9 protein-coding genes are annotated in these 13,169 nt (G+C 59.6%); 4 read left to right on the top strand and 5 right to left on the bottom strand.

Annotation, left to right across the window (positions count from 1 at the left end):
* Positions 1-12: 12 nt before the first annotated feature.
* Together MO767_RS28755 and MO767_RS28750 are read left to right on the top strand one after the other, a co-directional pair.
* Entirely contained in the window at positions 13-2,049 is a 2,037-nt protein-coding gene (locus tag MO767_RS28755; RefSeq protein WP_282483282.1) for an ATP-binding protein, read from the top strand.
* 2 nt (positions 2,050-2,051) lie between these two features.
* Positions 2,052-2,633 carry a cob(I)yrinic acid a,c-diamide adenosyltransferase gene (locus MO767_RS28750; RefSeq protein WP_282483281.1) on the top strand — a complete coding sequence of 194 codons (582 nt, stop codon included), beginning with the start codon at positions 2,052-2,054 and terminating at the stop codon, positions 2,631-2,633.
* Between the two features lie 149 nt (positions 2,634-2,782).
* On the opposite strand, the gene MO767_RS28745 is transcribed toward MO767_RS28750, so the two are convergent.
* The 4 genes from MO767_RS28745 to secA all read right to left on the bottom strand — a co-directional run bounded on the left by MO767_RS28745 (position 2,783) and on the right by secA (position 8,618).
* On the bottom strand, positions 2,783-3,727 hold the full coding sequence (locus MO767_RS28745; RefSeq protein WP_282483280.1) for a Nudix family hydrolase: 945 nt from the start codon (positions 3,725-3,727) through the stop codon (positions 2,783-2,785).
* The gene (locus MO767_RS28740) at positions 3,724-4,356 is read right to left on the bottom strand and encodes a glutathione S-transferase family protein (protein WP_282483279.1); all 633 of its coding nucleotides are present in this window, start codon (positions 4,354-4,356) and stop codon (positions 3,724-3,726) included. Before MO767_RS28740 ends, MO767_RS28745 begins: the two co-directional genes overlap by 4 nt.
* A 186-nt stretch (positions 4,357-4,542) precedes the next feature.
* Positions 4,543-5,760 (bottom strand): bifunctional glutamate N-acetyltransferase/amino-acid acetyltransferase ArgJ, encoded by a 1,218-nt coding sequence (argJ, locus tag MO767_RS28735; RefSeq protein ID WP_282483278.1) that lies wholly within the window; start codon positions 5,758-5,760, stop codon positions 4,543-4,545.
* A 122-nt stretch (positions 5,761-5,882) separates the two neighbouring features.
* Complete coding sequence (secA, locus tag MO767_RS28730) at positions 5,883-8,618, bottom strand: preprotein translocase subunit SecA (RefSeq protein WP_282483277.1); 2,736 nt, start codon at positions 8,616-8,618, stop codon at positions 5,883-5,885.
* A gap of 307 nt (positions 8,619-8,925) precedes the next feature.
* On the opposite strand from secA, the gene MO767_RS28725 reads away from it, so the two are divergent.
* Positions 8,926-9,381, top strand: coding sequence for a DciA family protein (locus MO767_RS28725; RefSeq protein ID WP_282483276.1), 456 nt, complete (start codon positions 8,926-8,928; stop codon positions 9,379-9,381).
* Between the two features lie 126 nt (positions 9,382-9,507).
* Here MO767_RS28725 and MO767_RS28720 read toward each other — a convergent pair whose 3' ends face one another.
* Entirely contained in the window at positions 9,508-10,995 is a 1,488-nt protein-coding gene (locus MO767_RS28720) for a helicase HerA-like domain-containing protein (protein ID WP_282483275.1), read from the bottom strand.
* 189 nt (positions 10,996-11,184) lie between these two features.
* On the opposite strand from MO767_RS28720, the gene MO767_RS28715 reads away from it, so the two are divergent.
* Positions 11,185-13,074, top strand: a complete 1,890-nt coding sequence (locus MO767_RS28715) for a methyl-accepting chemotaxis protein (protein WP_282483274.1) — start codon at positions 11,185-11,187, stop codon at positions 13,072-13,074.
* The last annotated feature ends 95 nt before the right edge of the window (positions 13,075-13,169 follow it).

The following is a 13,169-nucleotide window of genomic DNA, read 5'->3' as shown; positions in this document are numbered from 1 at the left end:
GCGATGAACCTGATGCCATTGCGCCAGCGCCTTGAAAACCTTCCGGTCGGCCAGAAATTGTTGGCCGCCCTGCTGGTGCTGTTGACCACCGTCCTGCTGGTCGCCAACCTGACCTTTATCAGCGCCGCGTACTACATCTCCCAGGAAAGCATGGCACCTCAGGCCTTGCAGACCATCGGCCGCCTGGTGTCCAACCCCAGCCTGGTGTCCGAAGCCTTGCAGTCACCGCAAAGCGCCGAACGCCTGCTCAATGAGCTCAACAGCTATTCACCGTTGCGCGCGGCGGCCCTTTATGACGGCAAGGGCGAGCGTCTGGCGCAGTTGCAGCATGGCGACAATCTGAGCCTGCCAACGCGTTACCGGCACATTGAATCCTGGCAAGCCACGGAGTTTCGCAGCAATCAAATCATCACCCTGCCCCGCCCCGGCACCGCGCCTGGCCACCTGTTACTGGTCGCTAGCAGCGAACTGCCGATGGCTTTCTACACCGGCACTCTCACCGCCAGTCTCGGGATTCTGATCTTCAGTGTGCTGTTGTGGCTGGTGATTGCCCGGCAGATCAAACGCCTGATTACCCGGCCGATCCATCAGCTCGAAGAACTGTCCCGGCAAGTGACCCGGGAAGAGAACTACGCCTTGCGCGCCTCCCGCGGTAACCATGACGAAATCGGCAGCCTCGCCGAGGCATTCAACACCATGCTGTCGCGGATCGAGGCCCGTGAGCAGCAACTCAAGCGGGCCCGGGACGATTCCCAGGCCGCTTATGACCAGGCCCAGGGCCTGGCCGAAGAAACCCGCCATACCAATCGCAAACTGGAACTCGAAGTTCAGGTGCGCAGCAAGATCGAGAAGAAGCTCACCGGTTTCCAGAACTACCTCAACAGCATCATCGATTCCATGCCCTCGGCGCTGATCGCCCTTGATGAACAGCTCTACGTAACGCAGTGGAATCAGGAAGCCAGCGCCCTGTCTGGCACGCGCCTCGACGAAGCCCTGAACCAGCCGATTTTTCTCGCTTTCGAACCGCTCAAGCCGTTTCTGCCGCAACTCAAGCAAACCGTCGAGCAGCACACGGTGGCCAAGATTGAACGGGTGACGTGGTTCAAGGACGAAGAACCCAAGCACTACGCCCTGACGTTCTACCCGCTGATGGGCGGTGCCGGGCGTGGTGTGGTGATCCGGATCGACGACATCACTCAGCGCCTGTCCCTGGAAGAAATGATGGTGCAGTCGGAAAAAATGCTCTCGGTCGGTGGCCTCGCCGCGGGTATGGCTCATGAAATCAACAACCCGTTGGGCGCGATCCTGCACAACGTGCAGAACATTCGCCGACGCCTTTCGCCTGATCTGCCGAAGAATCTCGAGCAAGCCGAGCAAACCGGGATCGCGCTGGAAACGGTCAACAAATACCTGCAAGCGCGCGAAGTGCCGCAGTTGCTCGACGGCATTCAACAGGCTGGCGCCCGGGCGGCGAAGATTGTCACGCACATGCTCAGCTTCAGTCGCCGCAGTACCCGGCAAATGGCCCCGTGCGACCTGCCGGCGCTGATCGATCAGGCGGTGGAGATCGCCGGCAACGACTTCGACCTGGCGATCGGTTTTGACTTCAAGGGCCAGGCGATCATTCGCCAGTTCGATCCGCAACTCGGTCCAGTGCCCGGTACGGCGAACGAACTGGAGCAAGTGCTGCTCAATCTGTTGAAAAACGCCGCTCAGGCGATTCACCAACGCGAAGACGACCGCGAGCCGGGACGGATCATTCTGCGCACCAAACTGAATCCGCCGTGGGCGGAAATCCAGGTGGAGGACAACGGCATCGGCATGAGCGAGAGCGTGCGCAAGCGCACTTTCGAGCCGTTCTTCACCACCAAGGAAATCGGTCAGGGCACCGGCCTTGGCCTGTCGGTCTCGTATTTCATCGTTACCAACAACCACAAGGGTCAGATGGAAGTGCAATCGACCCTTGGCCAAGGCACATGTTTTACCTTGCGCCTGCCCTTGGCGGGCACCCCGCTCGTCTCTCAAGAACTCAATCAGCTATCGAGGTAACCATGGGCTTTCGCTTGTCGAAGATTTACACCCGCACCGGCGACAAAGGCGAAACCGGGCTGGGCGACGGCCGCCGCGTGCCCAAGGACCATCCGCGAATCGAAGCCATTGGCGAAGTCGATACGCTGAACAGCCAGGTGGGTGTGCTATTGGCCGGGTTGGCGGCGGAAAGTGGTGAATTTCCGGGTTTGAACGAAGTGATCGAGGTTTTGGCGCCTTGCCAGCATCGGTTGTTCGACTTGGGGGGTGAACTGGCGATGCCGGTTTATCAGGCACTGAACACGGAAGAAGTCGAACGGCTGGAAGCAGCGATCGATGTGTGGAATGAAGAACTGGGGCCGCTGGAGAATTTCATTCTGCCGGGTGGTTCGACGTTGATTGCTCAGGCTCATGTGTGCAGAAGCCTGGCGCGTAGTGCCGAGCGACGGTGTCAGCATTTGAATGCTGTCGAACCGTTGACCGGGGTTGGGTTGGCGTATATCAATCGGTTGTCGGACTTGTTGTTTGTGGTGGCGCGGTTGATTGCCAAGCGACAGGGGATTGCCGAAATATTGTGGCAACCGGCTGCCAAACCCGGAGTTTAGTCGGCGCCTGTCAGGACGCCATCGCGAGCAAGTCGAATCGTCGCACCGCCGCTCCCACAATCGATCGCGTTCCTTCTGGAGGAACTCGGTCAAATGTGGGAGCGGCGGTGCGACGATTCGACTTGCTCGCGAAGGGGCCAGCCGCAGCGTTATGCTTCAGGCCAAAACGCCCGGATCCCCGCCGCACCTTGTGCGCCCGCTTCCCAGGCTTTCTGAAGATCCGCCGGGCCAACACCACCAAGCAAGAACACCGGTTTGCTGAAGCCTTCGATCAACACTGAAGCCTGCTCCCAACCCAGCGGTTGCGCACCCGGATGGGTCAGGGTCGGCTGCACCGGTGACAGAGTCACAAAATCCACCCCCATCTGCTCGGCCAACGCCAGCTCTTCAGCGTTATGGCAGGACGCCGCCAGCCAGCGCGACGCCGGTAACGGGCGGCCAGCCGCCGCGTATTTGTGCAGCTGCGCGGAGGTGATGTGCCAACCGGCGGACGGGAAATCTCCCAGCCACTCGAACGGCCCCTTGATCATCAACTGCGCCTTGCCAGCACACAGTCCCGCCGCGTCCACCGCCAGATCGCGGTACTTCGGATCGTAGCCGTTGGGTGCCCGCAACTGGATCAGTTTGATGCCGCCGGCAATGGCTTTTTGAATTCCGCGCAGCAACACCGGGGTTTCCAGGTCTTCCGGGGTAATCAAATACTGCGCGGGTAACCGCGCAGCCGCGACAATCGGCTGGTTGGCCGCAGGGAACTCGTAATTCAGCAGATCGCGGGGCGCGACCCATTCCAACGGCTGGCCTTCGGCGCCGTGCGGTTCGCCGGTAAAGGCCGACACTTCCCAAACGTCCAGCAACACTTGCTTGTCCGGGTAATCGTGCCGGACCTTGATCAACGGGCGAGCCGCATTGACCACGATACCCAACTCTTCAAGGAGCTCGCGAGCCAGGGCGGTTTCGACGGATTCGTCGGCCTCGACCTTGCCACCGGGAAATTCCCACAGGCCACCCTGATGCTGGGTGTCGGCACGGCGGGCAATGAGGATCTTGCCACTGCCATCACGGATAACAGCGGCAGCTACGTGGACTCGTTTCACCGTTCTACTTCCTCCAGACCCGCCTTCTGCCAAGCCTTGAAGGCCGGCCATTGGTAGATGGTTTCGACGTAGGCCGCGTCCGCTGCTGGCAACCTCACCTGATAGGTGCGCAGGCGCACGGCGATCGGTGCGAAGAAGGCATCGGCCAAGGTCGCGCCGCCGAACAGGAACGGACCAGTTTCGGTGGCGGCGGCGCGGCATTCAGCCCACAACGCCAACATACGCTCGATGTCGGCCTGGACGTCAGCCGGTGCCGGCGACAGCGCAGCGTCGTGGCTCAGGTCGAACGGCATGTTGCCGCGCATCGCGAAGAAACCGCTGTGCATCTGCGCGCAGGCCGAACGGGCCTGGGCGCGGGCGGCAATGTCTTTGGGCCAGAGGCCGGCGTCGGGGAACTGTTCTGCCAGATACTCGGCAATCGCCAGGGAATCGGCAATGGTGCCGTGTTCGGTTTTCAACAGCGGGACTTTCGCGGTCGGCGAGTGCTTGAGCAGACGCTCACGCGTATCCGGCTGGTTCAACTTGATCAGTTCTTCCGTGTAAGGAACGCCGGCCAGGTCGAGGGCCAACGCGCCGCGCAGGGACCAGGAGGAAATCAGTTTGTCGCCGATGATCAGGTGAAGGCTCATGTTCGGGACCTTTTGATGGAGGAAACAAGCCAGTCTATGCAGTGACTGACAGACCGTCATCGCGAGCAAGTCGAATCGTCGCACCGTCGCTCCCACATTGGCTTGAGGTGTACACAAATCTAATGTGGGAGCGACGGTGCGACGATTCGACTTGCTCGCGATTGCAGCGACACGGTCTAAACGTAATTACGTGCGGTATTCGGCGTTGATCTTCACGTATTCGTGGGACAGGTCGGTGGTCCAGATGGTTTCGCTGCAATCGCCGCGACCCAGTTCGATACGGATCGTGATTTCTTCCTGCTGCATCACGGCCGCGCCCTGGGCTTCGGTGTAGGTCGATGCGCGAGCGCCACGGCTGGCGATACAGACATCACCGAGGAACACGTCGATCTTGCTCACGTCCAGGCTCGGTACGCCGGCACGGCCCACGGCGGCCAGAATGCGGCCCCAGTTCGGGTCGGAGGCGAACAGTGCAGTCTTGATCAGCGGAGAGTGAGCCACGGTGTAACCGACATCTAGGCATTCCTGGTGATTGCCGCCGCCGTTGACTTCAACGGTCACAAACTTGGTCGCGCCTTCGCCGTCACGAACGATGGCCTGAGCCACGTCCATGCACACTTCGAACACGGCCTGTTTCAACTTGGCGAACAACTCGCCTTCGGCGCGGGTGATTTCCGGTAGTGCTGCCTGACCGGTGGCGATCAGCATGCAGCAGTCGTTGGTCGAGGTGTCGCCGTCGATGGTGATGCGGTTGAACGACTTGTTGGCACCGTCCAGCAGCAGGTTTTGCAGCACGTCGCGGGAAACTTTGGCGTCGGTGGCGATGTAGCCGAGCATGGTCGCCATGTTCGGGCGGATCATGCCCGCGCCTTTGCTGATACCGGTAACGGTTATGGTCACACCGTCATGCTGGAACTGGCGGCTGGCACCTTTTGGCAGGGTGTCGGTGGTCATGATGCCGGTGGCGGCCGCTTCCCAGTTGTTGACCGACAGGTCGTCGAGGGCGGCTTGCAGGGCCCCTTCGATTTTCTCGACCGGCAGCGGCTCGCCGATGACACCGGTGGAGTACGGCAGCACCAGGCTGGCGTCGACGCCGGTCAACTCAGCCAGCTTGGCGCACGTGCGCTCGGCGGCGGCAAGGCCTGGTTCGCCAGTGCCGGCGTTGGCATTGCCGGTATTGGTCAACAGGTAACGCACCGGACCTTGCACACGCTGCTTGGCCAGGATCACGGGAGCGGCGCAAAAAGCGTTCAGAGTGAACACGCCAGCGACCGTGGAACCTTCGGCACAGCGCATGACCACGACATCCTTGCGCCCCGGGCGCTTGATGCCAGCCGAGGCGATACCGAGTTCAAAACCGGCAACCGGGTGCAACGTTGGCAAAGGACCAAGACCAACAGCCATGAATGCGCTCCTTAATAAATGATGTCAGCACCGCTTTCAGCAAGAACGGTGGTTTAAATGGCAAAACGCCGCAACGGCATAAGCCGGTCGCGGCGCGGGTATTTCAGCGTATGAAACGGGTTTTACTGGATCTGCCCGTGGCAATGCTTGAACTTCTTGCCCGAACCGCAGTAGCAAAGTTCGTTACGGCCCAGCTTTTGTTCGTTGCGTACCGGTGCGATGGCAAGGGCGACATCGACCTCTTCACCCATCTGTTCCGGTTGCTCAAGCCCAGGTGCTTCGTCGTGCTGGAACTGCATGCGCGCAGCCAGCGCTTCGGCTTCCTGACGCAGGCGTTGTTCTTCTTCGATCGGATCTTCGCGGCGAACCTGAACGTGGGACAGCACTCGGATCGAGTCGCGCTTGATCGAATCCAGCAGCTCGGAGAACAGCGTGTAGGACTCGCGCTTGTACTCTTGCTTCGGGTTCTTCTGCGCATAACCACGCAAGTGGATGCCGTGACGCAGATGATCCATGGTCGACAGGTGGTCTTTCCACAGGTCGTCGAGCACACGCAGAACGATTTGCTTCTCGAAGGTGCGCAGCGCTTCGGCGCTCGCCTGCTCTTCTTTCTCGTTGTACGCGGCCAGCAGCTCGGTCATGAGCTTCTCGCGCAGGGTTTCTTCGTACAGGTGGTCGTCTTCGTCGAGCCATTTCTGGATCGGCAGTGCCACACCGAAGTCGCTCTGCAACGCCGCTTCCAGACCCGCCACGTCCCACTGCTCAGGCAGCGATTGCGGTGGAATGTGGGCGCTGACGGTTGCGTTGAGCACGTCCTGACGGAAGTCGGCGATGGTTTCACCGATGTTGTCGGCGGCCAACAAACTGTTACGCATGTGATAGATCACTTTACGTTGTTCGTTGTTGACGTCGTCGAACTCGAGCAGTTGCTTACGAATGTCGAAGTTGCGGCCTTCAACCTTGCGCTGAGCCTTCTCGATGGCGTTGGTCACCATGCGGTGCTCGATCGCCTCGCCAGGCTGCATGCCCAGGGCCTTCATGAAGTTCTTCACCCGATCGGAGGCGAAGATGCGCATCAGACTGTCTTCCAGCGACAGGTAGAAACGGCTGGAACCGGCGTCACCCTGACGACCGGCACGACCACGCAGCTGGTTGTCGATACGGCGCGATTCGTGACGCTCGGAAGCAATCACCTGCAAACCGCCCGACTCGAGCACTTGCTGGTGACGTTTCTGCCAGTCGGCCTTGATCTGGGCAATCTGCTCAGGGGTCGGTTCTTCCAGGGTTGCGACTTCCACTTCCCAGTTACCGCCCAACAGGATGTCGGTACCACGACCGGCCATGTTGGTGGCGATGGTCAGTGCGCCTGGGCGACCGGCCTGGGCAATGATCTCGGCTTCTTTTTCGTGGAACTTGGCGTTCAGAACCTTGTGTTCGATGCCTTCCTTCTGCAGCAGCGCAGACATGTGCTCGGAAGTTTCGATGGTTGCAGTACCCACCAGCACCGGACGGCCCTGGGTCATGCATTCCTTGATGTCATTGATGATCGCCGCGTATTTCTCTTCGGCAGTCAGGAACACCAGGTCGTTGTAGTCTTTACGCGCCAGCGGTTTGTTCGGCGGGATAACCATCACCGACAGACCGTAGATCTGGTGGAATTCGAACGCTTCGGTGTCAGCGGTACCGGTCATGCCGGACAGCTTGTTGTACAGACGGAAGTAGTTCTGGAATGTGGTCGAGGCCAGGGTCTGGCTTTCGGCCTGAATGTTCAGGTTTTCCTTGGCTTCGATGGCCTGGTGCAGGCCTTCGGACAGACGGCGACCCGGCATGGTACGACCGGTGTGTTCGTCGACCAGAACAACCTGGCCATCCTGCACGATGTATTCGATGTTGCGGTTGAACAGCTTATGAGCGCGCAGACCGGCATAAACGTGAGTCAGCAGACCGAGGTTGTGCGCCGAGTACAGGCTCTCGCCTTCAGCCAACAGGCCAACGCGGGTCAGCATGTCTTCGATGAACTGGTGACCGGCTTCGTTGAGCTCAACCTGACGGGTCTTCTCGTCGACGGTGTAGTGGCCGGCCTTGGTGACTTCGCCTTCAACTTCTTCGATGTGCAACTCAAGCTGCGGGATCAGTTTGTTGATCTCGATGTACAGCTTGGAGCTGTCCTCGGCCTGACCGGAAATGATCAGCGGGGTACGGGCTTCGTCGATGAGGATGGAGTCGACTTCGTCGATCACGGCAAAATTGAGTTCGCGCTGGAATTTTTCTTCCATGCTGAACGCCATGTTGTCGCGCAGGTAGTCGAAACCGAATTCGTTGTTGGTGCCGTAGGTAATGTCGGCAGCGTAAGCCAGACGTTTCTCTTCCGGCGGCTGGAACGGCGTGACAACACCGACCGACATTCCGAGGAATTCGTAGAGCGGACGCATCCAGTTGGCGTCACGACGGGCCAGGTAGTCGTTCACCGTCACAACGTGCACGCCCTTGCCGGACAGCGCGTTGAGGTAAACGCCCAGTGTTGCCACCAGGGTCTTGCCTTCACCGGTACGCATTTCCGCGATCTGGCCTTCATGCAAGGTCATGCCGCCGATCAGCTGGACGTCGAAGTGGCGCATACCCATGACGCGCTTGCCGGCTTCGCGGGCGACCGCAAAGGCTTCGGGCAGCAGCTTGTCGAGGGTTTCCCCTTTGGCGATGCGGGCCTTGAACTCATCTGTCTTGGCACGCAATTGATCGTCCGAAAGGGCCACCATTTGCTCTTCGAAGGCATTGACGAGTTGCACCGTCTTGAGCATGCGTTTGACTTCACGCTCGTTCTTGCTTCCAAAAAGTTTCTTTAACAAAGGCGCAAACATATCGGCAGGATCTTCCACACTAAAGGGATGGAGGGCGGCCCCGTGAGTCGCCCGAGCAGCCCTCATGGCCGCATGCGAACGAGCATTCTACCCGGAAACGATGGTGAGGAAAGTGGCGTTATTCCACGATGCCGGCACAGCGCTGTGACGAGGCTCACTTAAAATAAGGGCTTTTTGCTGAACTTCAAGCCATTCACGGCAGAAGTTACTTGTTGATTTAATGGGTAAAGCGCTCGCAAAGCAATGGCTCGGGTGCATCCGGTGCTTTCTGCTACCATGGCGGCTCTGTTACTTCAGGTGTCTGATCATGGCATTTCGCCCTCTTACGGCCAGAGCACCCGCCGTCCTGCTTCGCGAAGCCAAACCGCTGAAAGCCATCTTCGGCCACGCTCAACGCCTGGGTCATTTACAACGTCTGCTGGAAAGCCAATTGCAGCCCGCCGCCCGCGAGCATTGCCATGTGGCGTCGTGGCGCGAAGGCAGTTTGTTGCTGATAGTGACCGACGGTCATTGGGCAACCCGCTTGCGTTATCAGCAAAAGCGTCTGCAACGGCAATTACAGATGTTCGACGAATTCGCCAGCCTGACGCGGATTCTGTTCAAGGTTCAGCCGCCCACGGTTCAGCAAGGGGCGGTTGGCCATACCATCAGCTTGTCGACTGATGCAGGCGCGACCATTCAGGCCACAGCCGACGGGATCAGCGATCCGAATCTGCGGGCCGCGCTCGAACGCCTTGCGGCTCACGCCAAACCCAAGGCATGACATAGAACCCATGTGGGAGCGAGCTTGCTCGCGAAAGCGGTCTGAAATTCAACGTATATATTGACTGATACGCCGCCATCGCGAGCAAGCTCGCTCCCACATTGACTGTGCCCGCTTAAGATTTACTCAGCGTCGCTTGCTGCCACCGAGCAACGAGCCCATCAAGCCGCGTACCAACTGTCGGCCCAATTGATTGGCCGCCTGGCGCATCGCTGATTTCAGTGCCTGCCCCGCCGCGGTGCCGAGGAATTCCCCGGCCTTGTCGGTGAAGCTTGGCTCTTCGGCTGCCGGTTTTCCCGGAACAGCCTCAGGCTCTGGCGCCAACCCTTTGCGCCCCATCAACACTTCATAAGCCGATTCACGATCAACGGGTTTGTCATACCGCCCCTTGAATGGCGACCCCGAGATCAGCACTGTGCGTTCAGTCTCGCTCAACGGCCCGATCCGCGATTGCGGCGGTGCCACCAAAACCCGCTGGACCATCTCCGGCGTGCCCTTGTCCTGCAACGTGCCGACCAGCGCCTCGCCAATCCCAAGCTCGGTCAGCACCGACAAGGCATCGAACGCCGGGTTCGGCCGGAAGCCTTCGGCCACCGCTCGCAGGGATTTCTGCTCCTTGGCGGTGAACGCGCGCAAGCCATGCTGAATGCGCAGACCGAGCTGAGCCAGCACATCATCCGGCAAGTCGCCCGGCGATTGCGTGACGAAATACACGCCAACACCTTTCGAGCGAATCAACCGCACCACTTGCTCAAGACGTTCCTGCAAAGCCTTTGGCGTACCGGCGAACAATAAATGCGCTTCGTCGAAAAACAACGCCAGCAGCGGTTTGTCCGAATCACCGCGCTCTGGCAGTTGCTCGAACAGTTCGGCCAGCAGCCACAATAGGAACGTTGCGTAGACCTTCGGCGCTTCGTGCACCAGACGGCTGGCATCGAGCAGGTGAATGCGCCCGCGGCCCTCGGCGGTCGGCCGCAGAATGTCTTCGAGTTGCAGCGCCGGCTCACCGAACAGCGCTTCGGCGCCCTGCTGTTCCAGGGTCGCCAGACGCCGCAACAGCGCCTGACTGGAACCGGTGGTCAGCAGCGCGGCGTCGTCACCGAGCAATTCGGGGTTGTCACGCAAATGATTGAGCAGTGCCTTCAGGTCCTTGAGGTCCAGCAGCAACAGCCCTTCACGGTCCGCCACCTTGAACGCGGCGTACAGCGCCGACTGCTGACTGTCGGTCAGCTCCAGCAGGCTGCCAATCAATAACGGCCCCATTTCACTCAAGGTTGTGCGCAACGGATGACCGGACTGACCGTGAATGTCCCACAGGGTCACCGGATACGCTTGAGGCTTATGGTTCAGCCAAGGCATCCCGGCAATCCGCTCGGCGATTTTGCCTTGAGGGTTGCCGGCGGCGCCCAGCCCACACAGGTCGCCCTTGATATCTGCGGCGAACACCGCCACGCCGGCATCGCTGAATGCTTCGGCCATCCGTTGCAAGGTGACGGTTTTGCCCGTCCCGGTAGCTCCAGCGACCAAACCATGACGGTTCGCCAGACGCATGGCCTGGGCAATGGGCTGCCCGGCGAGATCGGCACCGATAACGAGTTGTAATGAGTCAGGCATTTTGTCACCCATGGTTAATCTTTGATCCTTCACGGCCGATAGGAATAAGCGAGAGACCCAATTGAAAGCAAGGTCCGACATTCCCCTATGGAGAGCAGGAATTACCGACTCGCTCCGTTGCGCACTCATTTTGCGCGCATTAACAGCAACGCGCCCCGAACAATAAGACCTTAGCGGACCCCCCGAGCCATGAACAAAAATCTGCGCTTCAGCCATAAAATCCTGCTTGCCGCCGCCCTCATCGTCATTGCCGCCTTCGCCTCGTTCACGCTGTACAACGACTATTTGCAGCGCAATGCGATACGCCGCGATCTGGACAACTACTTGCAGGAAATGGGCAGCGTCACCGCGAAAAACATTCAAACCTGGCTGGCCGGCCGTAGCCTGCTGATCGAAAACCTGTCGCAAACCGTTGCGTTGAACGCAGATATAGCCAATGTCTCCAACCTGCTGGAACAGAAGGCCGTGTCGTCGACCTTTATGGGCGCCTACCTGGGCAACAAAGATGGCACCTTCATCATCCGCCCGGATAGCAAGATGCCCGACGGTTATGACCCTCGCGCCCGCCCTTGGTACAAGAGCGCGCAAAGCACCAGCGGTTCTGCCCTGACCGAACCCTACATCGACCTGGCTTCTGGCCAGTTGGTGATTTCCATCGTCAATAGCGTACTCAAGAACGGTCAAAACATCGGCGTGGTGGGTGGCGACTTGAGCTTGCAGGTGATTACCGACAGCCTTAACGCACTGGACTTCGATGGCATGGGCTATGCGTTCCTGGTCAGCGCCGACGGCAAAATCCTGGTCCACCCGGACAAAGCGCTGGTGATGAAGTCCCTGAGCGAGGCGTACCCGAAAAACACCCCGCGCATCAGCAGCGACTTCAGTGAAGTAGACGTCAATGGCAAGACTCGCATCGTGACCTTTACACCGATCAAAGGGCTGTCCTCAGTCAACTGGTACATCGGGCTGTCGGTGGATAAGGAAAAAGCCTTCTCCACGCTCAGCGAATTCCGCGCCTCGGCGGTCATTGCGACGGTCATTGCCGTAGCCATCATCATCGCCCTGCTCGGCATGCTGATCCGCATCCTGATCCAGCCGCTGCATGTCATGACCCGCGCCATGGCAGACATCGCCGACGGCGAAGGCGACCTGACCAAACGCCTGACCATCGTGAACAACGATGAATTCGGTGTCCTCGGTACCGCGTTCAACCGCTTCGTGGAACGCATTCACGGTTCGATCCGCGAAGTGTCGTCGGCCACCGGGCAAGTCAACGATGTGGCTCTGCGTGTCGTGGCCGCCTCGAACTCCTCGATGTTCAACTCCGACCAACAGGCTTCGCGCACCAGCAGCGTGGCTGCAGCGATCAACCAGCTCGGCGCCGCCGCTCACGAAATCGCCCGCAACGCCGCACAAGCTTCGAGTCAAGCCAGCGATGCCCGCAGCCTGGCCGAAGATGGTCAGCAAGTGGTGGACCGCAGCATTGTCGCGATGAATCAGCTGTCGAGCATGCTCAGCGCCTCGAGCACCAACATCGAATCGCTGAACAGCAAAACCGTGAACATCGGGCAGATTCTCGAAGTGATCACCAGCATTTCCCAGCAAACCAACCTGCTGGCGCTCAACGCGGCCATCGAAGCGGCGCGCGCCGGTGAAGCCGGACGTGGTTTTGCCGTGGTGGCCGATGAAGTGCGCAACCTGGCGCACCGCACTCAGGAATCGGCGCAACAGGTACAGACCATGATCGAGGAGCTGCAAATCGGCGCTCGCGAATCCGTCAGTACCATGAGCGACAGCCAGCGCCACAGTCAGGACAGCGTCGAAATCGCCAACCTGGCCGGCGAGCGTTTGAACAGCGTGACGTTGCGTATCGGCGAGATTGACGGGATGAACCAGTCGGTGGCCACGGCGACCGAGGAACAGACGGCGGTGGTGGAGTCGATCAACGTCGACATTACCGAGATCAACACACTGAATCAGGAAGGTGTGGAAAACCTGCAGTCGACGTTGCGGGCGTGTGCCGATCTTGAGCAGCAGTCGGCGCGGTTGAAGCAGTTGGTAGGCAGTTTCCGAATCTAGTGTCTGATCCGGCCCCATCGCGAGCAAGCTCGCTCCCACAGCAGGCACCAGAACTCAACGCTGAATAGAGTGCAAAGCTTGAGTTGGCGCCGTAG

Source organism: Pseudomonas sp. UYIF39 (assembly GCF_029963765.1).
Lineage (GTDB): Bacteria > Pseudomonadota > Gammaproteobacteria > Pseudomonadales > Pseudomonadaceae > Aquipseudomonas.
This window is presented reverse-complemented; position numbering and strand designations above follow the sequence as displayed.